The organism is Alteromonas sp. 4NH20-0104 (genome assembly GCF_057547795.1).
Genome location: NZ_BAAJLP010000029.1, coordinates 13778 through 37781, shown reverse-complemented (window position 1 = coordinate 37781; position 24004 = coordinate 13778). Strand labels below are relative to the sequence as shown.

25 protein-coding genes are annotated in these 24004 nt (G+C 49.2%); 12 read left to right on the top strand and 13 right to left on the bottom strand.

Annotated features, from left to right (window positions below):
- Positions 1–172: 172 nt before the first annotated feature.
- The 5 genes from AC27IB_RS18275 to rraA all read right to left on the bottom strand — a co-directional run bounded on the left by AC27IB_RS18275 (position 173) and on the right by rraA (position 4793).
- Positions 173–1183, bottom strand: coding sequence for a cytochrome d ubiquinol oxidase subunit II (locus tag AC27IB_RS18275; RefSeq protein WP_487122730.1), 1011 nt, complete (start codon positions 1181–1183; stop codon positions 173–175).
- 9 nt (positions 1184–1192) lie between these two features.
- Complete coding sequence (locus tag AC27IB_RS18270; RefSeq protein WP_296052772.1) at positions 1193–2560, bottom strand: cytochrome ubiquinol oxidase subunit I; 1368 nt, start codon at positions 2558–2560, stop codon at positions 1193–1195.
- Between the two features lie 13 nt (positions 2561–2573).
- A complete protein-coding gene (locus AC27IB_RS18265) occupies positions 2574–3125 on the bottom strand; it encodes a GbsR/MarR family transcriptional regulator (protein ID WP_296052773.1) in 552 nt (183 codons plus the stop codon).
- A 191-nt stretch (positions 3126–3316) separates the two neighbouring features.
- The gene (locus tag AC27IB_RS18260) at positions 3317–4123 is read right to left on the bottom strand and encodes a hypothetical protein (protein ID WP_296052774.1); all 807 of its coding nucleotides are present in this window, start codon (positions 4121–4123) and stop codon (positions 3317–3319) included.
- A gap of 184 nt (positions 4124–4307) precedes the next feature.
- Positions 4308–4793, bottom strand: coding sequence for a ribonuclease E activity regulator RraA (gene rraA / locus AC27IB_RS18255; RefSeq protein ID WP_296052775.1), 486 nt, complete (start codon positions 4791–4793; stop codon positions 4308–4310).
- A 218-nt stretch (positions 4794–5011) separates the two neighbouring features.
- Between rraA and AC27IB_RS18250 the strand changes: the two genes are divergently transcribed.
- The 9 genes from AC27IB_RS18250 to AC27IB_RS18210 all read left to right on the top strand — a co-directional run bounded on the left by AC27IB_RS18250 (position 5012) and on the right by AC27IB_RS18210 (position 12171).
- Complete coding sequence (locus tag AC27IB_RS18250) at positions 5012–5530, top strand: phosphatase PAP2 family protein (protein WP_296052776.1); 519 nt, start codon at positions 5012–5014, stop codon at positions 5528–5530.
- 1 nt (position 5531) lies between these two features.
- The gene (locus AC27IB_RS18245) at positions 5532–6599 is read left to right on the top strand and encodes an MJ1255/VC2487 family glycosyltransferase (protein ID WP_487122727.1); all 1068 of its coding nucleotides are present in this window, start codon (positions 5532–5534) and stop codon (positions 6597–6599) included.
- Positions 6600–6646: 47 nt separating this feature from the next.
- Entirely contained in the window at positions 6647–6799 is a 153-nt protein-coding gene (lptM, locus tag AC27IB_RS18240) for an LPS translocon maturation chaperone LptM (RefSeq protein WP_146129547.1), read from the top strand.
- Positions 6799–8049, top strand: a complete 1251-nt coding sequence (gene lysA / locus AC27IB_RS18235; RefSeq protein ID WP_296052778.1) for a diaminopimelate decarboxylase — start codon at positions 6799–6801, stop codon at positions 8047–8049. The genes lptM and lysA overlap by 1 nt, the downstream gene beginning before the upstream one ends.
- Before the next feature lie 147 nt (positions 8050–8196).
- Complete coding sequence (dapF, locus tag AC27IB_RS18230; protein ID WP_296052779.1) at positions 8197–9027, top strand: diaminopimelate epimerase; 831 nt, start codon at positions 8197–8199, stop codon at positions 9025–9027.
- On the top strand, positions 9024–9722 hold the full coding sequence (locus tag AC27IB_RS18225) for a DUF484 family protein (RefSeq protein ID WP_296052780.1): 699 nt from the start codon (positions 9024–9026) through the stop codon (positions 9720–9722). Before dapF ends, AC27IB_RS18225 begins: the two co-directional genes overlap by 4 nt.
- On the top strand, positions 9722–10648 hold the full coding sequence (gene xerC / locus AC27IB_RS18220) for a tyrosine recombinase XerC (protein ID WP_487122724.1): 927 nt from the start codon (positions 9722–9724) through the stop codon (positions 10646–10648). The genes AC27IB_RS18225 and xerC overlap by 1 nt, the downstream gene beginning before the upstream one ends.
- 21 nt (positions 10649–10669) lie before the next feature.
- Positions 10670–11389 (top strand): HAD-IA family hydrolase, encoded by a 720-nt coding sequence (locus AC27IB_RS18215; protein ID WP_487122722.1) that lies wholly within the window; start codon positions 10670–10672, stop codon positions 11387–11389.
- Between the two features lie 41 nt (positions 11390–11430).
- Positions 11431–12171, top strand: a complete 741-nt coding sequence (locus AC27IB_RS18210; RefSeq protein WP_487122720.1) for a dienelactone hydrolase family protein — start codon at positions 11431–11433, stop codon at positions 12169–12171.
- 214 nt (positions 12172–12385) lie between these two features.
- Here AC27IB_RS18210 and AC27IB_RS18205 read toward each other — a convergent pair whose 3' ends face one another.
- On the bottom strand, positions 12386–12757 hold the full coding sequence (locus AC27IB_RS18205; protein ID WP_487122718.1) for a PH domain-containing protein: 372 nt from the start codon (positions 12755–12757) through the stop codon (positions 12386–12388).
- A 28-nt stretch (positions 12758–12785) separates the two neighbouring features.
- Positions 12786–15674 (bottom strand): sensor domain-containing protein, encoded by a 2889-nt coding sequence (locus tag AC27IB_RS18200; protein ID WP_487122716.1) that lies wholly within the window; start codon positions 15672–15674, stop codon positions 12786–12788.
- Between the two features lie 132 nt (positions 15675–15806).
- Between AC27IB_RS18200 and AC27IB_RS18195 the strand changes: the two genes are divergently transcribed.
- A complete protein-coding gene (locus tag AC27IB_RS18195) occupies positions 15807–16811 on the top strand; it encodes a serine/threonine dehydratase (RefSeq protein WP_487122714.1) in 1005 nt (334 codons plus the stop codon).
- Between the two features lie 19 nt (positions 16812–16830).
- Positions 16831–18501: an amidohydrolase gene (locus tag AC27IB_RS18190; protein ID WP_487122712.1), complete on the top strand. Its 1671-nt coding sequence runs from the start codon at positions 16831–16833 to the stop codon at positions 18499–18501.
- Between the two features lie 115 nt (positions 18502–18616).
- Here AC27IB_RS18190 and AC27IB_RS18185 read toward each other — a convergent pair whose 3' ends face one another.
- The 4 genes from AC27IB_RS18185 to AC27IB_RS18170 all read right to left on the bottom strand — a co-directional run bounded on the left by AC27IB_RS18185 (position 18617) and on the right by AC27IB_RS18170 (position 21655).
- A complete protein-coding gene (locus AC27IB_RS18185) occupies positions 18617–19279 on the bottom strand; it encodes a carboxylesterase family protein (RefSeq protein ID WP_487122710.1) in 663 nt (220 codons plus the stop codon).
- A gap of 14 nt (positions 19280–19293) precedes the next feature.
- Positions 19294–20118 carry a carboxylesterase family protein gene (locus AC27IB_RS18180; RefSeq protein ID WP_487122708.1) on the bottom strand — a complete coding sequence of 275 codons (825 nt, stop codon included), beginning with the start codon at positions 20116–20118 and terminating at the stop codon, positions 19294–19296.
- Between the two features lie 462 nt (positions 20119–20580).
- On the bottom strand, positions 20581–20730 hold the full coding sequence (locus tag AC27IB_RS18175; RefSeq protein ID WP_296049391.1) for a hypothetical protein: 150 nt from the start codon (positions 20728–20730) through the stop codon (positions 20581–20583).
- Positions 20731–21187: 457 nt separating this feature from the next.
- Positions 21188–21655: a DUF3592 domain-containing protein gene (locus AC27IB_RS18170; RefSeq protein WP_296049390.1), complete on the bottom strand. Its 468-nt coding sequence runs from the start codon at positions 21653–21655 to the stop codon at positions 21188–21190.
- Positions 21656–21762: 107 nt separating this feature from the next.
- On the opposite strand from AC27IB_RS18170, the gene ppnP reads away from it, so the two are divergent.
- Positions 21763–22047, top strand: a complete 285-nt coding sequence (ppnP, locus tag AC27IB_RS18165) for a pyrimidine/purine nucleoside phosphorylase (RefSeq protein WP_296049387.1) — start codon at positions 21763–21765, stop codon at positions 22045–22047.
- Positions 22048–22099: 52 nt separating this feature from the next.
- On the opposite strand, the gene AC27IB_RS18160 is transcribed toward ppnP, so the two are convergent.
- Entirely contained in the window at positions 22100–22900 is an 801-nt protein-coding gene (locus tag AC27IB_RS18160) for a hypothetical protein (protein ID WP_296049385.1), read from the bottom strand.
- 167 nt (positions 22901–23067) lie between these two features.
- Positions 23068–23922, bottom strand: coding sequence for an MBL fold metallo-hydrolase (locus AC27IB_RS18155; protein WP_296049383.1), 855 nt, complete (start codon positions 23920–23922; stop codon positions 23068–23070).
- Positions 23923–24004 lie beyond the last annotated feature (82 nt).

Genomic DNA, 24004 nt, shown 5'->3' with positions numbered 1-24004 from the left:
ATTATCAGGTAATCACATGCCAGAGTATCCCAATCACCTCAAACAATCCGTCATCAGACTCACTCGGTTAACCCCTGTCACACCCGCTTTTCATCTCAGATCTGACTGACCATGGAAGGCGATACTGATGTGACAGGCGATCCGGTGGTATTTACCACCACAGAGATACCCCCTAATAATAGGAAAGCTTTTCCGACTTACCGGCAAAAATGCGATACACCAGCACGGTATAAGCCAGAATGCAGGGCACTACCACCACCGCGCCCACCAGCAGGAATCGCAACGAATTGCCATCACTGAGCACATCCATGAAGGCCAGTTTACCCGGCACCACATAAGGGTAATAACTGATACCGAAAGCGGCGAAGCATAAGCCGAAAATGAGCAATGCAATGGCAAAGGGTAACCATTCTCCTTTGCCGCCTGCTTCAGGTAATTTCTTCAGTACTACACTGCATAACAGCAACAAAGCGAAACAGGTAAACGGGATTGTCATTAATACCCAGCCCACCGGGCTTTCCAGCCATAACACCCGAACCTCTTCATGCAGGGTAAGATTAAGCACACTCACAGCCAGTATGCCGCTGGCCAGCACCAGCAGGCAGCGTTTAGCCCAGTAAAAGGCCTTGGCCTGTAACTCGCCTTCGGACTTCAGGATCAGCCAGCAGGCACCGATAAACGCATAAGCAGCGGTTACCCCAAAAGCGGCAAGTAAGGCAAACCCCTGAGCGTAGATATCGGTGCGTAATCCGGTAACCCAAATCCCCAGCATATATCCTTGCGACAGCGTGGTGAGTAATGAGCCGTATTTAAAGCACGTATCCCACTTGGGCTTTTTGTTATGAGGCACTTTAGCGCGAAAGTCAAAAGATACGCCACGCAGAATAAGCCCCAGCAACATAAAGGTGGCCGGCAAATACAATGTTTGCAGTATCTGGCTATGAGCCTCGGGAAAAGCAATCAGTAAAATACCCACCGCCAGCACCAGCCAGGTTTCATTGGCATCCCAATAAGGACCAATGGAGGCTATCATATCGTCTTTAAACTGCTCGTTACGAGGCGGAAACAACACCCCTACACCCAGATCGTAGCCGTCGAGTATGGCGTATAACAATACCGCGAGTGCCAACAGACCAAGGTATATATTGCCCAGCGCGGTAACAGAAAGTGATTCAAATGGCATGCTTAGCTCCTATGCGTTGCTGCTGGCAATATCGAGTTTATTGGTATGTTTTTCGTCAGCGTCTCCCTTGCTAATTTCTTCGATACCTACAGACTTCCGGCACATCAACGTCAGCGTGCGGATATAAGCCACCATCAGCACGGCATAGATCACCGCGTATAGCGTGAACGATAAGCCAATATTCTGAGGCGGCAAACCAGTAACAGCATCAGCGGTGCGCAAAACGCCACTGACGAGGTAAGGCTGACGGCCGACTTCAGTAACATACCAGCCGGCCAGGGTTGCCACCCAGCCACTAAAGCTCATAGCGATAAACAGCTTGCCTAACCAGTCGGGCAATTCCCCCCGGCGGAACAGATAATAAGCGCCCGCCCAGGCGGCTAACAGCATAAGTACACCCATACCAACCATCACCCTGAAGGAATAAAACACCGGCGCGACAGGCGGATGCTCGCCACGAAACTCATTTAAACCTTTAATTTCCCCATCCAACTCATGGGTAAGAATAAAACTGGCCAGATTCGGAATGGCAAGCTCGGCATGGTTAGTTCGCTCCTGCTCGTCCGGAATGGCAAATAACAGCAACGGCGCGCCTTGCTCAGTTTCCCAAACCCCTTCCATAGCCGCCACTTTTTGTGGCTGATGTTCAAGGGTATTTAAACCGTGCATGTCGCCCGCCAGTATTTGTAACGGAATGAGCACCGCCGCTGTATACGTGGCCGTTTTAAGGGCGAGTTTAGGAGCAATTTTGTTATCGCCAATGAGCAGACGATAGGCCGATAATCCCGCAATTAAAAAGCTGGCAGTGAGTCCGGAAGCCAGCAACATGTGGCTGAAACGATAAGGAAAAGAGGGATTAAAAATAATCGCCGACCAGTCTTTCGCATAGATTACCCCATCTATTACTTCGTGCCCCTGGGGGGTGTGCAACCAGCTGTTGAGTGACAGGATCCAGAACGCCGATAACGTGGTACCCGCGGCCACGACAAAAGTGGCCAGCGTGTGTAACCAGTTAGGCACCCGACGCATACCAAACAGCATGATGCCCAAAAAGGTGGCTTCCAGGAAAAACGCGGTGAGGACTTCATAGCCCAGCAGCGGGCCGGCAATATTACCGGCTTTTTCCATAAAACCGGGCCAGTTGGTGCCGAATTGAAAAGACATGGTAACGCCCGAGACAACCCCTAAGGCAAAGGTCAGGGCAAATACCCGTACCCAGAAACGGTAAATCCGCATCCATACCGGATGCCCACTCAGATTAGAGCGAAGTTTGAAATAAAATAAGAACCATCCCAGTGCGATAGTGATGGTAGGAAAGAGAATATGAAAACTGATATTCAGAGCAAACTGTAGCCTGGATAGTATCAATGCATCCACGATGCGCTCCTGTTTAGTTAGATTTGGCTGGCAGGAGCTTGTCTTTAAGCTCCAGAATGCGGCCAACCCCGGCACCGAGTTTCATTAAGGTGTCGAGTTTTTCCGGGCCCAGGTTCTGTAACTCCTGAGACCAGGCGGTCACCGACTCGAGTAGATCGTGTATTTCATTTAAGCGGGCCTGCACGGCTATGTCTTTTTCACCATTTGGTGTGTCCATCATCAAATCGCGCAGCAGCGACATGGTGGGGTCGATCTCCCGTTTACGACGCTCCTCGAACACCCGGTTAGCCAGCACCCAGATAGTGCCCGCCGGAACGAAAAACTCCTTCCGTTCACCCGGTACATGATGTTGCTTAATAAGCTGCCATGATTGCAGCTCTTTAAGGCCCATACTGGTGTTACCTCTTGAGATACTTAACGCGTCAGCAATTTCCTGCGCCGACAATGGCTCTTCATGTAATACGATGAGCGCGAGAATTTGACCAACCGTGCGGTTAAATCCCCAACGATTGCCCATTTCCCCAAAATGCATAACAGCAGAAGTAACCAGTGATGACATGTTCATTTTTAACTTCTAAGGTTTCAGTAATTTCTGAAAGTTTAGATCGAACTTTGATGTAGATCAATAAATATTGACGTCCGGCAGCATGTTTGGGCCAGCCTTAAGCGCCTCGAAGTTCGGGGGAATGACGTAGAGACAGCCCCTCGGGACAGACCCCCGGGGCAATCAAGCAAAGCGTTCGCAGGCAGGTTTACCTAGCGTACTTTATTCCAAAGGTTTTGATTTTTCTTAAATGAAAAGTAATCCGCCGGTTCCCAGAAGGCCGGGATCAGATCGTCGACGGCTTCCGGCGAAAAGTTCCCCGATAACTGACTCATAATTTCCATCAGGCGCTCGCGCCCAATCCGCATTAATTTCTTGCGATTGGCCGGAAAAAACAGATTACTCGACTTTTTGATCACTTCGTCGCTACCCGAGCTAATATAAGACAGGTTTCTGGTGACCGGCCGCCCCACCGGCTCAGCAGGATGCGCTGGGTTTAAGCGGGTTACAATAGCGCATTCATACTGCTCACGGTCTATTCCCTTTTCAGTGCGCGGAATGTAAGTCACGCCAAATCCCAGGGGGAAATAACCCACAATCTGCACAAACGCTTTAGCTAACTCAGTATTAAGCGCCCCTTTCTTAGCCAGCTGCTCAATAAACACATACCCTTTGGGCAGGCTTTTCTTTGAGAAATCCGGCTTGGTGGAGAGCACTATGGAGGTATATATCTGCGGTATTTTAACCAGTTCACCCACGCCAACTTTCGACAAATAGGTGTCTTTCAGAAGGGTGAGCATAAAGCCGTTCAGGGCTGTATGGCGCTGGACAAAACGGTCCCGCTCGGTTTTGTCGTTACCAATATAACGCGGTATCCCCAAGGCATTTTTCAGATACTCCAGAGTTTGTGTGAAGTTAATCTTGAGTAATTGTTTACGGGTAGGCTCATCGAGCACCCGAAACTCATCGAGCTTACCATCCTCGCCATGCAAAATAGACAAGGCTTCTGGCGACTGCAAACCGATATCCTGCAGTAAAGCACAGCTAAAGATGAAGATGGTTGCCTGAATATGGCAGCGATGCAGAGAAAGACAGTGGGGGACACAAATTAAAGGCACGACCTGACGTAGCCATATCGCGCGTCAGGCATCAAACAGCAGAAAAACGAAATGTCAGCAGCAAAGCGGTGGCAAAGCCACTCGCTTAATCGATATCGAGTGGCTCAGGAGACAGGATAACGCCGGTACTGTCGGCGTACAGGTGGTCTTCCGGCAAAAAGGTAACGCCGCCAAAATTGACCGGTACGTCAATATCACCGGTGCCCTGGCTATCGGCATTCACTGGAATGGAATTAACCGCCAGGATGCCAAGGTCGAAATCAGACAGGCTGTCCACTTCCCGAACACAGCCATAACACACCACGCCTTCCCAGTTATTTTCAACCGCCAGTTGGGCAGATTCAGCATCAAACAGCGCGCGACGAAGAGAGCCACCGCCATCAATCAATAATACTTTACCATCGCCAGGCTCAGTGAGTACCCGGTCGACTAATTCCCTGTCCTCAAAACACTTCACCGTGGTAATTTCACCACCAAATGAATAACGACCGCCATAACTGGTGAAAATGGGATCGACCACGTCCACGTTATCGGCGAATAAATCACATAACTCAGAAGTGTTATAGTCCATGTTTATACCCTGTTGGTAAGCTAGGTTTTCGCGTTTTAGCATAGCACCCTATCAGTGATAACGCCTAGCACCGAAATTGATTTTACTCACAAAAAATTTGATTTCGCTCTACCTTCCGTCAATTGCCCGCGGCTGTCATAAACCTTTAGCAAAACTGTCACTTGTGTTTCATGAACACTTTTTAACCTGATAGCGTTGAAGAATAGGAGCCGCGTGAGATGGGCCTGAAAAATATAACCAAATACGATACTGCAATCTTTCACTGGTTGTACGATCTGACCAAGCACCGCGATTGCCGGGCCATTGTCTGGCTGTCTCGGACCGGTGACGGCTATCTGTATTTTGTTATCGGCCTGCTGCTGATGTGTTTTGAACCTGAGCATGGCGAGATTTTTTTGTACACCGCATTAATGGCCTATGGTCTGGAACTGCCGATTTATGTGGTATTGAAAAAGGCGTTTAAACGCCCCCGTCCGTGCGATTTTCTGGTTAACCTGACCGCTCACGTGACGCCATCAGATAAATTCAGCTTGCCATCCGGCCACACCGCTGCGGCCTGTTTAATGGCAACAATTATTGCATTTTACTACCCGCCCTTTGCATTGCTGGCCTACACCTGGGCCAGTCTGATTGGTTTATCCCGCATTCTGCTGGGCGTCCACTACCCTACGGATGTCATTGCAGGTGCCTTACTGGGCCTCACCATTGCCCAACTGAGTCTGACTATTCTGGTTTAACATGAAAATACTCTATGGCGTACAAGGGACCGGCAACGGCCACATTGCCCGTGCCCGCATTATGGCTGCTGCCATGGCTGAGCGTGATGACATTGAAGTGGATTTTATTTTTTCCGGCAGAGCGCCGGATGAGTATTTCGACATGGAATGCTTTGGCAATTACCGTACCTACAACGGACTGACTTTTGTTACCCGCAAAGGCAAAGTCAGCCAGTGGGAAACGGTGAAAAGCGCCAGACCCTTTCAGCTCTATCGGGATGTTTGTCGACTCGACGTTTCCGCTTACGACTTGCTGCTCAATGACTTTGAACCCGTCACTGCCTGGGCCGCACGGCGACAGTGCCTCACCTCTATTTCGGTTAGTCACCAGGCCGCTTTCAGTCACGATATTCCCCGCGCCAGCGAGCACTTCTCCGATAAGTTGATCATGCGCGGATTTGCCCCCACCGACATTCAGCTTGGTGTTCACTGGTTTCACTTTGAAAAACCCATTGTCCCGCCCTTTATCACCGACAAACCGGCATCGCATCCGGCTAACAGTCACACGCTGGTTTATCTGCCCTTTGAAGAGCTCGACGATATCCAGTTACTTCTGGAGCCGCTCACCGAACAGCACTTTGTGTGTTTTCACCCTAAGGTGAGGCAACAACACAAACAGGGACATATTGAGTGGCTCCCGCCTTCCAAGCCTGGCTTTCGCCACGCGCTGCAGCACTGTTCAGGGGTCATTAGCAATGGCGGCTTTGAACTGGCCAGTGAATCCCTGCAACTGAAAAAGAAACTGCTGGTAAAGCCACTGAACGGCCAGTTTGAACAACTCTCCAATCTCAAAACGCTGATGTCGCTGGGCCTGTGTCAGCCACTTTATCAACTCGATACCGATACTGTGGAAGAATGGCTGATGGAACCGGCCAGTGAAGGGTTAGAGTTCCCTGACGATCCCACCCCCATGCTCGACTGGATTGTGGCCGGCGACTGGCACAACACCAAACCACTGTGCGAAGCGTTGTGGAAACAGGTAAATTTTGGTCCAAAGACCCGTGAACGTTTGATGTCACTTGCATTTTAATCTCCCTCTGCGATGATATCGGCACTTTTTATTTGGGGAGTGAGCGCGTGGCAAAACGTGTTGCATTATTACTGGTGTTGTTACTGAGTATTTCGGCCTGTGGGTACCGCGGCGCCTTATATTTACCGGAGCAGCCTCCTGCCAGCGATAGTGAACCTGCCGACGACTCGACTCCTGATGCTTCCGGAGATTCTCGCTAGTGGACCACTTCAGTTACAAAAACCAATCGCTGCACGCTGAAGACATTGACGTAAAAGCGCTGGCCGCTCAATACGGCACCCCATTGTATGTTTATTCTCGTGCCACCCTGGAGCGCCATTGGCATGCCTTTAACGATGCTCTGGGCGATCATCCGCATTTAATTTGCTACGCCGTAAAAGCCAATTCAAACATTGGCGTGCTGAGCGTACTGGCCAAACTGGGTTCAGGTTTTGATATCGTTTCCGGCGGTGAGCTGGCCCGTGTTATTGAGGCCGGCGGTGATATGAGCAAAGTGGTTTTCTCAGGCGTAGGCAAAACCCCGGAAGAAATTGAATTTGCCCTGCAACAAGGCATTCACTGTTTTAATGTGGAGTCTGAGCCGGAGCTTGAACGCATTAACGCTGTAGCAGGAAAGTTAGGTAAAAAAGCGCCTATTTCGCTACGCATCAATCCCGACGTGGATGCCAAAACACACCCGTATATTTCTACCGGCTTAAAAGCCAATAAATTTGGTATCGCCCGCGAGCGAGCGGTAGAAGTATATACCCTTGCCGCCAGCCTGGAACACCTTAATGTAGTGGGCATGGATTGTCACATTGGCTCCCAGCTAACCGAGACCGGTCCCTTTGTGGATGCGCTTGACCGCCTGCTGGAACTGGTTGATGAGCTGTCGGCCAAAGGCATTGAAATCCGTCATCTCGATGTAGGCGGTGGCCTGGGTGTGACCTATAAAGATGAAACACCGCCGCACCCGAAAGAGTACGCCAGGGCCATTGCCGCGAAAATGGCCGGCCGCGAACACTTAACGCTGATCATGGAGCCGGGGCGCGCTATTGCGGCTAACGCCGGTATCATGCTCACCAAAGTAGAATTTGTGAAAGAGGGTGAGGAAAAGAGCTTCGCCATTGTGGATGCCGCCATGAACGACCTCATTCGCCCTTCTTTGTATTCGGCCTGGATGTCGATTATACCGGTTGATGAAAACCCGGCGCACAAACCTCATGTGTATGACGTAGTGGGTCCCATCTGCGAAACCGGTGATTTTATCGGTAAAGACCGCGAACTCGCTATCGCCCCGGGCGACTTGCTGGCCGTGCGTAGTGCCGGTGCTTACGGGTTTGTGATGGCTTCTAACTACAATACACGTTGCCGTCCGGCAGAGTTACTGGTTGATAAAAACGACGTTCATGTAGTCAGAGAAAGAGAAAATCTAAAAGATCTCTGGAAAGGTGAGCATAAAGTTACGTAAACTAGAGCTAATCTTATAAGTCCTGTTGCGCTAAAACCCGTTGTTGTTACTTGGGTTACGGTGATGAATACACCATCACCCTGTTTGCCATAACAACACCGGGTGCCTGATAACATAGTCTGCAACAAATAAATAAACAGGCCCTGGATGCTGGTTAACTTTTCTAAAATGCACGGTCTTGGCAATGACTTTATGGTTATTGACAACGTGACCCAAAATGTTTTTTTCTCGCCGGAAAAGATCCAGCAGCTTGCCGACCGCAATTTTGGTATCGGTTTCGACCAGCTTCTGATGGTTGAGCCGCCCTACGATCCGGATCAGGATTTCCACTACCGTATTTTTAACGCTGACGGCTCAGAAGTCTCGCAGTGCGGTAATGGTGCTCGCTGCTTTGCCCGCTTTGTAAAGCTCAAAGGCTTAATCAACCGCAACAAGATTCTGGTCAGCACCAAAGCCGGTAAAATGATCCTGTACCTGGAAAAAGATGGCCAGGTCACGGTCAACATGGGCGTGCCGAATTTCACCCCGGCAGATATCCCGCTAAAAGCCAATAAAGAAGAAAAAACCTATATTATTCGTGCTGACGAGAGCACCCATTTTTGCGGCGCGGTTTCCATGGGCAACCCCCATTGTGTGCTGGAAGTCGACGACACCGAAAGCGCTGATGTAGAAACCATTGGACCACAACTGGAACGCCACGAACGCTTCCCTGAAGGGGTTAATGTAGGGTTTATGCAAGTACTGTCGGCGGAACACATTCGCCTCAGAGTATTTGAACGTGGTGCCGGCGAAACCCTGGCATGTGGCAGCGGTGCGTGCGCAGCAGTTGCAATAGGACAAATACAAGGTAAATTAGGGAAAGACGTTCGGGTGGATTTGCCTGGCGGACGCTTACGTATCCGCTGGCAAGGGCCAGGAAGCCCATTAAAAATGACCGGACCGGCTGAGCATGTATACGACGGAACAATAAATATATGAATGAACTATCAGGTCAGGCCAATACAACACTGCAGTTTGATACCGACTTTCCGGAGGTAGGCGAGTTAACCGCCGAACAAGTGAGTCAGTATCTGGTCGAGAACCCTGATTTTTTTATCCAGCACCCCAGCATTTTAGAAACGCTGCAAATCCCTCACCTGCAAAAAGGCAGTGTTTCTCTGGTTGAATTACAAAGTGAACAGCTGCGCAAAAAAGTGCGCCTGCTCAACTATAAACTCAGCCAGCTGATTGGCATCGCCAAGCAAAACGAGAAAATTTACCGCGCCTACGCCGATTTAAACCTGCGTTTGTTAACCTGCAAAGATGTCGCTGAAATGTTGCTTAAACTGCAGGAAACCCTGCAGGAAGAACTGGGGCTCGCCAGCGTCGAGCTTAAGTTATTTAAAGGCGCCAATGCGCTGCCGGAATTACAACAGCGCTTGTTCATGGAAAAACGTTTTAAGCAGGGGCCGTATTTTTTTGGCCGCCTCAGTCAGCACGAAAAGCAGCTGATGTTTGGTCACGGCGTGGCTGAATCTGTGGCGCTTATTCTGCTTGGTGAAAACCGCAATTTAGGTGTATTAGCCGTTGGCAGCCGCAATGCCGACCACTTTACCCCCGATATGGATACCCTGCTGTTAAATCAGTTGCGCGAAGTCCTCAATGTAGTTTTGCCCGAGAAACTGCGCTACTGATGAATGCATCGGCGGCCGACCCCCCCGTTATGCTGGCGCCGGACTGCGAATACTGGCTGAGTAAATTTATTAATTACCTGCGCTATGAACGCGGTTTGTCTGATCACACCATCAAAAATTATGCCCGTCAGCTGGAACAAATTGCGCTCAGTCTGGCGCTTACAAGCTGGCAGCAACTGAATCAGGCAGCGGTAAAAAAAGCGGTGGCCATTGCCCGCAAACAGAATCTCGGTGTTCGTAGCACCGCCCTGCGCTTATCGGCACTGCGCACATTTTGTAAGTATCTGCTGCGCCACGAAGTCATCAACGTTGACCCGGTAGAGGGCATTTCAGCCCCGAAAGCGGAAAAGCCGCTGCCCAAGCAAATGTCGGCTGACGATATGTCGGCTTTGCTGAATGAGTCAGACAATGAAGAAATCGTCATCCGCGACCAGGCCATGTTTGAGCTGATGTACGGCTGTGGTTTACGTTTGAGTGAACTTACCGGCCTCGAGCTGAAGCACATTACCAGCGACCGTCAGTTACGGGTAACCGGTAAAGGCAACAAGCAGCGTATGCTGCCCATTGGCCGCAAAGCGTGGGAGGCATTACAGCGCTGGCTGGCCATTCGTAGTCACTGGGGCGCGGGTCTCGACGAGGCATTGTTTATCAGCCGCCAGAAGCGCCGTATATCCAACCGTCAGGTGGGTAACCGACTCACTGAAATGGCCAGGCGTCAAACGCTTAATCAACGGATAAACCCGCACAAACTGCGCCACTCTTTTGCCACCCATGTGCTGGAATCAAGTAGTGATTTAAGAGCCGTTCAGGAACTGTTAGGGCATGCAAACTTGTCGACGACTCAGGTGTATACGCATCTGGATTTTCAACATTTAGCCAAAGTGTATGATACGGCTCACCCTCGCGCCCGTAAGAAGAAAGATTAATTAGCCAGTCAGGAATTTTTGATGCAATGTTACCGCCCGGTCTCGCCGGTTAAAGCTATGACCTTTGATTTAGACGATACCCTGTACGATAACGAACCCATTATTGCCGACGCAACTGAGGCCCTCAACCAACGGATTGCCGAGCGCTATCCGGCCGCAGCAGCAATACCGGCCGCACAGTGGGCCGCCATTAAGCGCGAACTGATAAAGGGCAATCAAGGGTTAGCTTCAGATATGGGGCAATTGCGCTATGAAACCCTTTATCAGGGGCTGGCGGTGGAGAAGCTCAGCGATAGCGAGCGGCACCAGGCCGCGCAGTCATTATTTGATTATTTTTATCACGCCCGCAGCGATTTCACCGTAACCGAAGAAGTCAAACAGGTACTGGCCGCACTCGCTGCAAAAGTCCCTTTAATTGCCATTACCAATGGCAATGTGGATACGGCGCAAATTGGCATTGATCAGTACTTCACGGCTACCTACCACGCCAGTCTGAAGCGCCCCAGTAAACCGCATCGCCATATGTTCGATGAAGCAGCACAAGCTCTGGGTCTGGCACCGCATGAGATCCTCCACGTTGGCGATAACCTCGAGAAAGACGTCCTCGGTGCTCACCGGGCGGGTTTACAAACCGCCTGGATAGCCGTAAACCGGCCAATGGATTTACGTCAGGAGGACGTTAGTGTTTTACCCGGCGTACACCTGCACAGCCTGAAAGAATTATTGTGGTTTGTGGCTTAACAATTTGTTTAACCCCAAAAAAAAACTAACCGGAAATTACCATGCAGATCATTCAGCACAGCGAAGATTTGGCCACGGCCACCGGCACCATGCGTTGCTACATTTACCGCCCGGCCAGTGAACAACGCTACCCGGCCATCGTTTTTTACTCTGAGATATTTCAGCATACTGCGCCTATTGGCCGCTCTGCCGCCCTCATGGCAAGCCATGGTTTTGTGGTTATCGTGCCGGAAGTTTTCCACGAGCTTAACCCCATCGGCACAGTGCTGGGTTATGACGACGAAGGTAAAGACAAAGGCAATAATGATAAATGGCAAAAGCCGTTAACCCATTACGATTCAGACCTTGAAGCGATTATTGAGCACTGTAAAACTGCGTCCTACTGTACTGGTAGGGTTGGAGCCATGGGCGTTTGCCTGGGTGGGCACCTGGCTTACCGGGCCGCCATTAACCCCGCAGTGGCCAGCGCCTTCTGTCTGTATGCGACCGACATTCACAGCGACACTTTGCCGGCCAGCGCCGAAGATCAAAGCTTTAACCGCATGACGGATATTCAGGGCGAAGTGTATTTTGTGTGGGGCAAACAAGACCCCCACGTGCCCGTGGAAGGCCGCCAGAAAATTTATCAGCAATGCCTGACCAGCGGGTTAAATTATCAGTGGCAGGAAGTAAACGCCGTGCACGCCTTTATGCGCGATGAAGGGGAGCGTTATGACGGCGCACTGGCGTTACAGATGTACCAGCAAGCCGTGCAGTTTTTTCAGCGCACGTTGCTTAGCTGAATTACCAATTTAAACGTCTTGGCAGAAGCGTTCCCGAAATGAGGGGCAGACCTGGACTGAAAGGTTATATCTAAAACACCATCATGTTGAGGGGCTCCCGGATATAGCGATGCTATTCTGGGGTTCTAAAACGCTGACAGGTAATTTAAACGACTTGGTAAGGGCGATCCCGGATGGCGCTGTGCGCCTCCGGGATTTAAAACGCTAAGGCGTTTTAAAACATTGCGTTGGCGAGGGATTTCTGTACGCCCTGAGCGGTCTCAGATTTCAGTTCAAACTCAAGCGGTGAGGATTGCCCTGACACAAAGATTTTAAGTTCAGCGTCGAGGTCGAAATGACCTGCAGTTTCTACCTTAAACTGTGTGATCGCTTTATAAGGGATGGAGTGATAATCCACTTTGCGACCGGTCATGCCCTGCTTGTCGATAAACATAAACCGGTTGCTGGTAAAAACAATTAAGTCCCTCACCAGTTTGTAAGCACTTACCACCCTTTCACTGTCGCCCAATATTGGTGCCAGCTCTTCCTGAACTTCAGCTACATCTACTTCACTGGCATTGCCCATGAGTGCATCGAGTAAGCCCATAAATCCTCCGATAATGTTTAATGACAAGCTAAACTATCGCTAACTTAGTGTCAGAATACAAGTTTTGTAGCGGCTCAGGATAGCCCAGCGCAAAACCCTGTCCGTAATTTACGCCCAACCTTACCAATGCATCACGGGTTGCCTCGTCCACCACAAACTCTGCAATGGTCTGTTTATTCATACTGTGAGCAATGTTATTTATCGACTTTACCGTTTCATAATCAATTTTGTTGCTTGCCATATTGCGCACAAATGAACCATCAATCTTCACATAATCCACATCAAGATTTTTAAGATACGTAAACGAAGACATTCCAGCACCAAAATCGTCTAAGGCAAAACGACACCCCAGGCTTCTAAGCTCGCTGATAAACCACTTAGCAGCTGTTAAATTGGTGACAGCAGACGTTTCAGTTATCTCAAAACACAGCTTTTCTGTGGGTATATTGAGGTATTGGATTTTATGGCAAATACGTTTCAGGGACTTTTCATCACTGAGCGTCACCCCGGATAAATTAATAGCAATCTTATCAACACGTTGACAGATAAACGGATTCTGCTGTAAAAATCTCAGTGTATTCTCTACCACCCACCAGTCTATTTTATTCATAATCCCATGCTGCTCTGCCAGCGGGATAAACAGGCCGGGACTGATAAATTCACCGTCGTCATCAATTAAGCGCAGCAATACTTCGCCATGGATCATTTCGTGCTGCGTCTCAAGACTAACTATTGGCTGGAAATATAATTCAAAACCATCGTGTTCTAGGGCTTGCTGTAACTGTTGAAGTACTTTGCTTTCATTTTGGTCCATCACTTGCTGCGCTTCCGATAAAGTAAATACACAGTATCGGTTGCGGCCTAGCGATTTAGCTTTGTAGCAGGCATTGTCGGCAGCTTTGATTAAAGCTGCCGCAGTATACCCTGGCTCATCAATTTCAATAACGCCGATACTGGCTCCTATAAAAAAAGTTTTATCGTCAGAAATAAAACGGCAAGCAGATATCTGCTGCAGCAGTCCGTCGAGTTTACTAAGCACGTCGTTCAAACTGGAGTCGCGAAAAATCATGCAAAATTCGTCGCCACCAATGCGCGCTAACAAATCGGCTTCTCCCACAAAATCACCAAACAAACTGGAAATCTCTTTAAGCAGCCGATCGCCGGCCGGATGACCACAGCTGTCATTCACCAGCTTAAAGCGGTCCATATCAATAAAGCACATCACGGCTGATGCGGCGTGTTTGTCGATGGACTCTATTAACTCACTCAGATACTGGTCGAATGCATACCGATTCATTAATCCCGTCAGTTGATCGTGATTCGCCTGATAAGCCACTTGCTCCTGCAATGCATACTCGGCGGTAATGTCCCGGGCAATACCCTCAATAGCGATTAATCTTCCTTGACTATCAAACACGCCGTTATCGGCGAACTCGATAACACGTATATCGCCGTTAACCGTTTTAAACTGCAGATTGTATAAAGGCGGGTTTACCCCATCTTTCAACAAAGGCTCTATACAGCGTTTCAGAGTCTGGTTTGAGGCATCGGTTAAATACACCTGTTGCATACAAAACTCGTCAGGCTCGATATCCAGAATCGACTTTACCCCGTTACTCACGTAAACGAAGGTTTGATTGGGAGTTTTGGTGTATACAAAGTGACGGTAGAGGCCATCGATCAGACGGCGGTATTTTTCTTCACTTTGTTGTAATTCACGTTGTGCCTTAAAACGTTCTGTTACATCCCGTACCGTAACAGCGATATCTTTACCCGCCCGTACAATTTGTATTTTGACCCATGTGGGCATAATAAATGAACTATTTACCTCAATGTACTCTTCATAGGGCTCATCGGTTTCCACAACTTTATCTACTTGAGCGAGAATATGAGACTGTTTAAAAACCGCCAGCTGCTCTGACAGCGTTTTTTCACACAGGTCGTTGGCAGACTCACTAAACAGACGCAACGCGATTTTATTGGTTTCCACCAGATAATATTCCTGCCCTCGCTTCTGGTATATCAACAGAGCATCCAACGCAGCCTCACTGGCGGTTTTAAACCTTAGCTGGCTGATGTCCAGATGCATGGTGCTTTTTAGTAATTTAAACAGAACGACTGTCGCCAGTAATGACATGATCATGCCCACAATGGTTACCCAAATTCCACCACTTGGCGGACGTTCATTGGATTTGAGGTGCAGTGTCCAGTCACTATCAAACAACGAAAAATATTCACTCGCCATAGTGTCATTCTGCGTTGCTGTAAACCCGGTGATCCCAGCAATTACCTGCGACTTTTCAGCATCCACCAGTTGCGACAGATAATGCTGTTCGACCAACTGACCACTGGCAATAGTCAGCCAGCTTTGGATATCAAACGTGGCCAGAACATAGCCGAGGTGAGGCTCATGAGAACTGATCAAACGTCCGTAGAGTATAAATGGCTCCCCATGCACATTTCTTGCCAGCTCGCTGTGAAAGGTGTCGCCGTTTAACTTAGTCAGCAAATCAGACCGGGGAAAGCTATGACCAATCAGTGATTCATCCCATAAGTCAGCGTGCTGGTAGGTGGGTTTGACTAACCATTTGACTTTCCCGGTGCCATCCATATAGGTTAGGCTACTGTAACCCCGCTGAATCCCAAGTAAATTGATGGCCTGAACGTTGAACCAGTCAATAGAGTTAGGTTGCATAGCCGGCCAGTTTTGCATCAGAGAGTACAAGGCCTGATGGCGCTCAGTGGCCAGTGAGCGAAAATTGGTCACCACCTGAGATGCAAAGCTCCGTGCTTTAGCACGTTCGATGGCCTGTTCATTACTTTGAAAGTAGGTACCAACCGACACAAAAAAAAGAGCGAGTAAGACAAACAGGATGGCGGGTGTTAAATAGGTACGATGTTGAACCTGTTTGGGCATAAATTTAATTTCAGAAAATACAGCAGAGCCTTAAGTTTATTAGGATGAAGTTAAACTAATATGACACCCTGGTGTGACTAATCTCGAGCCGCCGCTAACAGCGCAGGATACGATGATAAGAAGGAAACAATTTTGACAGATACAAACAATACGGTGACCTTTGACGACATCCACCAGGCCTCCCTGCGCCTGATTGGCAAAGTGAGTCGCACACCTTTGCTGGAGTCTACCCGCCTGAATCAATGGTTGGGACAGCGCATTTTATTTAAAACCGAATGCCTGCAGACTACCGGCGCATTCAAATTGCGTGGTGCTACTAACTTTATCGCCAGCTTGCAGGAGCAGGGCAATGTTCCCCGCCATATTGTCGCCAACAGTTCCGGTAATCATGCGCAGGCAGTCGCCTACGCGGCCTCACAGGCCGGCATACCGGTAACGATTTTCTCCACCGAAAACATCTCTGAAGTGAAAGCTGCAGCCACCGAAGACTGCGGCGCGGAGCTTCGTTTATACGCTACCCGGCCTGAAGCCGACGAAGCAGTAAAACAAGCTGCGCAACAAGAAGGTGTGGTATGGATCCCGCCGTTTAATCATCCGTTAATTGTCGCCGGCCAGGGCACTGCTACCTTAGAAGCCATACAGGATGCCGATCATGTGGATGCCGTGTTTGCGCCCTGCGGCGGAGGTGGACTGCTAAGCGGCAGTTTACTGGCTACGCGCCGGCTCGCCCCTCATGCTAAGGTGATTGGCGCTGAGCCTTTACTGGCTAATGATGCCGCCCGCTCATTACAGTCTGGCGTAATTGAATCGCTCGACGGACCGGTTTCCACCCTGGCCGATGGCGCTGCAACGCCTTCGGTAGGCGATATCACCTTTCCATTACTGCAGGAACTCGACGACTTTTACGAAGTAAATGAACAGCAAATTGCGTATTGGACTCAGTGGTTACAGCATCTGCTAAAATTACACGTGGAGCCTACCAGCGCCATGAGCATGGCCGCCGTTGCCGCATGGGCAGTGAATTCACCCAAAGGGCAGACTGCCGTGGTGATTTTATCCGGTGGAAATATCAGTAAAGCCACCATGACCAAAGTCTGGGATACCGACTATTTACTTCAGCCACCCATCATTGAATAACAGCAAATTGAATAACACTATGCATAAAAAATCATTGCTCACACTCTCTGCAACCTTACTGCTTTCTATCGGCTTCAGCGTTTCGCTTAGTGCGGCCACGCTGGTCACCAATGTGAAAGGCTATACCCTTAACGACCAAGGCAAGCTTATCCAGTTTAAGCGCATGCTGGTCGATGACGATGGCAAAGTAGTCAGCCTCGACCCAAACAATGTACCGGCCGGCACCACTAAGCTTGATGGTCACGACAAAGTGCTGTTACCGGGCCTGATTGATGCTCACGGGCACTTACTGGGCCTGGGCGGTAACTTACTGGAAGTCGACCTGCGCGAAAGTAGCACCATGCAGGAGGCGGCGCAGTGGGTAGCCCAATATGCCATGGGTCACGCAGACCAGGAATGGATTATGGGACGCGGCTGGAATCAGGAACTCTGGAGTGACCGTTCATTTCCTAATGCCGCAGTCCTCGATGACGTTATCAGCAATAAGCCGGTATGGTTATCCCGGGTCGACGGTCATGCCGCCTGGGTAAACACCAAAGCGCTGGAACTGGCAGGTATCACCAACGACACGCCCGATCCCACCGGCGGTCAGATCCTACGCGATGAAAACGGCCAGGCCACGGGGGTGCTGATTGATAACGCCATGGATCTGGTTGCCAAAGTTATGCCTAAACAAAGCAGCAAATTATACCAGGCTCAGCTTGATGCAGCAGGTGAGCACTTACTATCAGTAGGTATTACTGCCATGCATGATGCAGGTATTGACCATCATGTATACGACTTTTACCTGGCTCGCGCCGCTGAGCAACGCCTGCCGGTGCGTATCTACGCGATGCTAAGCGCCATCGATCCCACGCTGCCAGACATGTTAGACACGGGCATTATTCGCAGCAGCGACGACTTCCTGTTTATCCGCAGTGTTAAGGCATACGGTGACGGCGCACTGGGTAGCCGCGGCGCGGCGTTAATAAAACCCTACAGCGACGCCCCCCACCAGCACGGCTTACTGCTGACACAACCGGAAGACTTTCCAAAGATCTTCCAACAAGTGTTGGGCGCAGGCTTTCAGTTGAACTTTCACGCCATTGGCGACCGCGCTAATCAAATGGTACTGGATGAATTTGAACGCACCTTCAGCTCCACTGGGGGCCAGGAACTGCGCAACCGCGTAGAGCATGCCCAGGTCATTGCGGTAGAGGATTTATCGCGTTTTGCCGAGTTACAGGTATTACCTTCCATGCAGCCTACCCACGCCACCAGCGATAAAAACATGGCCGAAGACCGTTTAGGTAAAGACCGTATGGAAGGCGCTTATGCCTGGAAAACCCTTATCGACAGTGGCATTCCGCTACCGCTGGGTTCCGATTTTCCGGTAGAGCTGGCCAACCCGTTTTATGGCCTGCACGCAGCGGTGACCCGTCAGGACAGAAACAATCAACCGGTGGCTGGCTGGTACCCGGAACAGGCGTTAACCGTTGAACAAGCCTTTAAAGGCTTCACACTCGATGCGGCCTATGCTGCCCATATGGAAGACTCTCTGGGCACATTAACGCCGGGTAAATGGGCCGATTTTATTCTGGTCGATCAGGATATTTTTAAAGTGCCGGCTCAGGACATCTGGAAAACCAAGGTCATTCAAACCTGGGTCGCCGGTGAGAAAGTCTTCGACGCGAACACTACCACCGAATAAGATCTGTACACCTGCGGCCAGCCAGGCCGCAGGCTCTGCTATTTGACAACATTAAAACGCGGTTTTACCGGGCAAGTTAACGGGCAGCACCAGTGTTCCCCGATTTGTCTTTTGCCTAGTGGTTGAACAGACTTTCGCGAAAATCGAGAGTGGCTGTGCGCGGATCCTCTACATGTTTTGTTTCATCGGTGTCAATAAGCTGCACCGTGGTAGTGTTGGCAGAACCGCGCGGCCAATCCGGCAAGCCATCGCCATTTGGATTACCTGTTTTAGCAAAGTTTACCCAGTATTGATGCATCAGTGACGCAACCGCTCTATCTTGCTCCGATTCGAGTTTTTGTAAGCGGCGTTCTGGCAAATCAAATACATAAGGGATTTCACTGGCATGCGGTGCACCGCCCATGGCTATCCCGGATTGAACTCCGACGTGAGCAAAACGATACAGCCACACGTTGTAGTCTTTTGCGGCAAGGGTTCGGGTGATGGCGCGAGCCGGCTCAATAAATATCATATCGGCACTGACTTTTGTGGCAACTTCCAAACCGCCGGCATCACCATCAGGGTCGTATAACTCTCGGGCCATACTTTCGTGTTTACCAAAGGTGCTAAAAATGTTGTCTTTATCGGTGCCTATCGGAAAACCGTCAGCAGAATTAGCACCGATGATAAGAGGCACCCTGGCATAAAGACCCACTTTTGCAGCATCCAGAGCTCCCCCCAGAATGGTGCGGCCATCAATGATTGGGCCTGAGTAGCCTGGTTGAGCCATTGTCGCCATGGAGAGATTACCTACTACGTCTCTGGCTGGTATAGCCCGGAGTGCTTCGGCTGTTTGGCCGGTGAAAATTGTAAGCCTGATGCCGCCGCACTGGGAATATCCTTGTAAGGGATTGATTCGTTGCGCCCGGCGCCCGACTCGATGATAGCCCCTTGAAATAAGCCAAGTGCCAGAGGTGTCTGGAGCAACATGTGCACAGACATGCCGCCCGTACTCTCGCCAAACACGGTGACCTGTGCCGGATCGCCACCAAAGCTGGCAATGTTATCGCGGCCCCACCTGAGCGCAGCTATCTGGTCGAGAACCGCGAAATTAGTGCCGACGCCCTCATCAGCCAAAGCCGGGTGGGCGAAAAAGCCAAATCGACCCAAGCGGTAGTTAAGGCTAACAAATACAAGCCCATCACGAGCAAAGTTTTCTCCTGAATAGACCGATTGAGAGCTACCACCATACACAAAGCCACCACCATGTATCCACACTAGTACAGGTAGTGCATCGCCTTGCTTAGCGCCAGCCGGCTTCCATACATTGACAAACAGGCAATCTTCATCAGGCTCGGTCTGTAGTCCGGGAATAGAGCCCGCCGGAAAGGGAGCCTGAGCACAATCGCTACCGAACTGAGTGGCATTGAGCGTGCCTTTCCATGAGGCAGGGGGTTGTGGCGCGCGCCAACGATTTTCGCCAACCGGAGGCGCAGCATAGGGAATACCGAGAAAAGCGGAAATATCATTGTGGGTTATCCCCTCAACGGTTCCTGTGTGGGTGTTAATCGTTTCTGCCAACGCAGGATTAATCACCAACATTAGTGCTGCCAACGCAGTGCCCAGAAATATTCTCATAGATTGTCCTTATTATACGATTATGTGGCGTACATCACTGCCGAGATAGACAACGTTCAGTGGTGTAAATTTTAAGGCTGTGAAGGTGTGAGCCCCATCAGTAAGAGGCAAGTATTGCGCCACACATCGGGGAGCCTAATTGGCGTGATTGGGGGGTATTTTTGTAGCGAAATGTCGTTAATCAAGACATCGGTGTATTACCGAAATGCACTTTGTGTCGTGGGGAAAGTGCCAGCACTGGGCGTGAAGGGGAAAGCCCATGCTAAGCGGCATAGCTGGCGAGGATTTCGAAAACATTAAAACAGCTGGCACTTATGCTGTGGGCATTTCTGGGCACTCGTTCCAATGCCACCTGATTCCCTGCTCTTGTGCCAGCGTATAACAGCACTCTCAGGTAGAAAGCGCTGACGCTGCAGTCATTTAGGGTCTGGCTCTTTGCCGTGAATAACCCGCAATGACGCTTTATTCGTAGTGACGTTCCATCCACATAATTTGCATTTTGAGGTCGCTGATTTCTTTCTTTGCCTCGGCTAATTCGTCAACCATTGAACGATCATGGATTGCGTTATCATCAAATGAATTGTTTTGAACATTGCTATCTTGTTGAGACATAAGTATTCACCACGCTTTATAATAGATTAAGGGTACGAGACGCTGTAATTAGGAATGAAAACATACAACAAATACTACAGAATTTCCAAAAAATGAGCGAATACTAAGCATTTATTTGATAAATAGTTATATTCTCAGCCTTAACCTAACAAACAACTTTGCCGTCCAGCGGTTCCTCAACTCTTCATAAATAAAAATCAAGCAGTTGATTTTGAATGCAAAAATCAAATAAACATTAAGCCCAGTGTTATTTTGTGAAGTATGACTGAAAGCAAACTTGCCATTATTCTGCTTCACTCATTTTTATAGTGGTAGCTGTAACCATTTATTACGCGGTAAAGTTTCGAGCTTATCAACCACTAGCGTCCGTGTTGGTCAACTCAAGTGGTGACTTATAACACTAAAGTGAACGGCTGGTGTTTAAAGCCAGGAAAGTCGCCAAGCCAACAGGGTTATTTTAATCCTCGTCTGTTAGCGGCTTACTTCGCCACAGTAACCAGCGCGGTAAGCCAACCAGAAAGCAAACAAAGGTGACATAACCCAGTATGCTCACCATGGGGCTATACAGCGCATAACTCAGCACCTCGGCTTGTGCTGGATTGCCCGCTGAATAGACAACGGTCAGGTTATCGCCTTCTTCTATTAAGCCTATGCCAGAATAAATATGCGCGTTGGCGTATACCCGATAAGTGTCTCCCCCTACCTGATACTCAACCGTAATCTCATGCAGTTGAGACTGGCGGGGGGAGCCTGTTCCACGGGTTTGCTCGATATACACCTGTTTATCCACCACAGTACCACTGGCGCAGTTACCATTGATAAAACCGGTAAGCACGCTGCCGCTTAACAGCAATATGATAAACAGGCAAAGCCAGCCGGTGGCCAGGGTATATTTCAGGTATTTTCTTTTTTGCGCAGTACTCAATGTCGTAATCTCCCTGAATGCTACCGGACTGATCTGACCGGAAATCCCACAATGCAATGGTGAAATACTGTATAGTGATCGCCGTTTTTTAGCTAACAGGAATCAATATGTCTTTAAGTGTAAACAGCTATTTCGACGATAAAGTTAAATCAATCGCTTTTGAATCAGCCAACGGCCCGTGTACTTCAGGGGTGATGCTGCCAGGTGAGTATGTATTCTCTACCAGTAAAGATGAGTTGATGAAGGTCGTTGAAGGTGAGCTGGTTGTTAAACTGCCTGGCGCCGAAGAATTTTTATCGTTTAAAACCGGTAGCGAATTTAACGTAGCGGCTAACCAGTCGTTCGACGTGAAAGTTAGCACCACCACTGCTTACCTGTGTTTCTACAGCTAAGGCAGTCATTATTCAGCGAGCCATCAACATAATGGCTCGCTTATCTCACGTGTTAAGGCCGGAAAATCTGGCGATTCTCAAACCGACAGACAGTCCTTTCAACCTCAGATAGCACGCCTGATTCATTACTTGTCCAAATCATTTCATTCTGGCAGATTTTTACGGTATGAAAGACATAAATATAATCTCTTAACCAATTATCACGGCCTAAAAAACCAGGTGGGCCATAAGCATACTCGCCATCCAAGTCACTGCCGTAAGCAAGGTAGTCGCCGGCAACTAAGTTGAAATCATCATCTACTTCAACATTAATCCATCCCAGTGTTTCACCTTCCGGCGACACAAAACGAAAATAAAAAGGCGCTTTCGCTTTCTTAACTACATCAAGGATAAGAGCAATAAGAGATGGCGCAGAAGGGGAACGAGAGGTCAAATCCAACCCGGATACCCAGGTTGTAATGCCATCAGTAACGACCTGTGTGAAGAATGTAGCCGTCATACCCGTATGGGCAATATAACGATTAAAATCCGCCCGACCACATTCGCTGTACACGCAGGTTATGGTCGTGATATCAACGCTGACTTTGCCCGGCTCGACACCCGTAATCACCGATCTGACCTTCTCACCATCCTCATAAGTAACAGTCAGAGCAACGCGGTATTCCATTCTTACTTTGGTTTCAAAAGTAGGGTCACTCAATTCGGGAATAGTAAATTGGTCAAACCTGACTTCCGTTTCCTCGAAAGTACAGATACTACCAGGGTCAAAACAGCGGTCAGGGTTAGCGCCATGAGTGTAAAAAGAAAAACACAGAAGAAGCAAAGTCACACACTTTGCGTAGATTGAAGCCATAAACAGTCCTTTTGTTTATAGAAGCAATATTCATTAAAACGGATAAAAATGAAATGAGGATAAGCAAAGAGGCGTTAGTTTATTTGATATAGCCTCACGCCTCTTTAGATTGATGATAACCGCTTTTTAATAAAAAACAATTACTTAGATAGTGAGTGATTCGTTGCTCAGTATAGCGTTTTAATCCACTTCTCTTCGGTAATAAAGCTCCAGTCCCACTTAGCATATTGTTCTGGTAAGCCTTTCTCTAAAGCTTGGTCCACCGACACCCCGGCCGCTTTTTGTTCTTCCACCCAGGTTTTGGTGGCTTTGATCATCGCCAGAAAGTTTTCGTAATCCGCTTTGTTTGCCAGCGGGCCATGGCCTGGGATGATTTTAGTCTCGCCATCGATTTTCCCCAGCAGGGTTTCAACGGCCTTGATATAACCGTTCACGGTACCGCCAGCACCTAAGTCGATGTAGGGGAAGCGTTCGTTAAAGAACAGGTCGCCGGTATGTAACACGTTGGCCTCTTCGAACCACACCACACTGTCGCCATCGGTGTGGCCGTTAGCTAAGTGAAACACGGTAAGGGTCTCATCGTTGAAGTGGATTTTAATGCCATCTTCAAATGTCACTACCGGTAAGGCAGCTTTGCCGATGGAGTCATCATTGGCCAGGCGGATACGCACGTTTTCGTGGGCAAAGATGGTGGCCCCTTTATTATCATGAAAGAAAGCGTTACTACCTGTATGGTCGCCATGGTAATGGGTGTTGATCACATAGCTTGGTGTGTCAGTTGCGATATCTCCCAATGCAGCACTAATTTTAGGTGCAAGCGGGGCAAACTGGTCGTCGATGATCAGTACGCCATCGTCGCCGGCAGATACCCCGATATTCCCGCCAGCGCCCTGTAGCATGTAAGCACTACCGTTTAGTGGCGTTACACTAATCGAAACATCGTCAAATCGGTTCTGAGCTGCACTGTGTGATGTACAAAATAACAGAGCCGCTCCAAGCGTACTGGAAATAAGTGTTTTCATTTTATTTGGTTACCTGTCGTTAGCGTATCGTGGTTGGCTGAAATTCCATTCTGCCATTTATAAGCGGTTACAGACAAATAGG

Coding starts and splice junctions, on each gene's coding strand:
- AC27IB_RS18275 (WP_487122730.1), bottom strand. CDS start 1,183: ATGCCATTTGAATCACTTTCTGTTACCGCGCTGGGCAATATATACCTT.
- AC27IB_RS18265 (WP_296052773.1), bottom strand. CDS start 3,125: ATGAACATGTCATCACTGGTTACTTCTGCTGTTATGCATTTTGGGGAA.
- rraA (WP_296052775.1), bottom strand. CDS start 4,793: ATGGACTATAACACTTCTGAGTTATGTGATTTATTCGCCGATAACGTG.
- AC27IB_RS18250 (WP_296052776.1), top strand. CDS start 5,012: ATGGGCCTGAAAAATATAACCAAATACGATACTGCAATCTTTCACTGG.
- AC27IB_RS18245 (WP_487122727.1), top strand. CDS start 5,532: ATGAAAATACTCTATGGCGTACAAGGGACCGGCAACGGCCACATTGCC.
- dapF (WP_296052779.1), top strand. CDS start 8,197: ATGCTGGTTAACTTTTCTAAAATGCACGGTCTTGGCAATGACTTTATG.
- AC27IB_RS18225 (WP_296052780.1), top strand. CDS start 9,024: ATGAATGAACTATCAGGTCAGGCCAATACAACACTGCAGTTTGATACC.
- xerC (WP_487122724.1), top strand. CDS start 9,722: ATGAATGCATCGGCGGCCGACCCCCCCGTTATGCTGGCGCCGGACTGC.
- AC27IB_RS18215 (WP_487122722.1), top strand. CDS start 10,670: ATGCAATGTTACCGCCCGGTCTCGCCGGTTAAAGCTATGACCTTTGAT.
- AC27IB_RS18210 (WP_487122720.1), top strand. CDS start 11,431: ATGCAGATCATTCAGCACAGCGAAGATTTGGCCACGGCCACCGGCACC.
- AC27IB_RS18205 (WP_487122718.1), bottom strand. CDS start 12,757: ATGGGCTTACTCGATGCACTCATGGGCAATGCCAGTGAAGTAGATGTA.
- AC27IB_RS18200 (WP_487122716.1), bottom strand. CDS start 15,674: ATGCCCAAACAGGTTCAACATCGTACCTATTTAACACCCGCCATCCTG.
- AC27IB_RS18190 (WP_487122712.1), top strand. CDS start 16,831: ATGCATAAAAAATCATTGCTCACACTCTCTGCAACCTTACTGCTTTCT.
- AC27IB_RS18185 (WP_487122710.1), bottom strand. CDS start 19,279: ATGGCGACAATGGCTCAACCAGGCTACTCAGGCCCAATCATTGATGGC.
- AC27IB_RS18180 (WP_487122708.1), bottom strand. CDS start 20,118: ATGAGAATATTTCTGGGCACTGCGTTGGCAGCACTAATGTTGGTGATT.
- AC27IB_RS18175 (WP_296049391.1), bottom strand. CDS start 20,730: ATGTCTCAACAAGATAGCAATGTTCAAAACAATTCATTTGATGATAAC.
- ppnP (WP_296049387.1), top strand. CDS start 21,763: ATGTCTTTAAGTGTAAACAGCTATTTCGACGATAAAGTTAAATCAATC.
- AC27IB_RS18160 (WP_296049385.1), bottom strand. CDS start 22,900: ATGGCTTCAATCTACGCAAAGTGTGTGACTTTGCTTCTTCTGTGTTTT.
- AC27IB_RS18155 (WP_296049383.1), bottom strand. CDS start 23,922: ATGAAAACACTTATTTCCAGTACGCTTGGAGCGGCTCTGTTATTTTGT.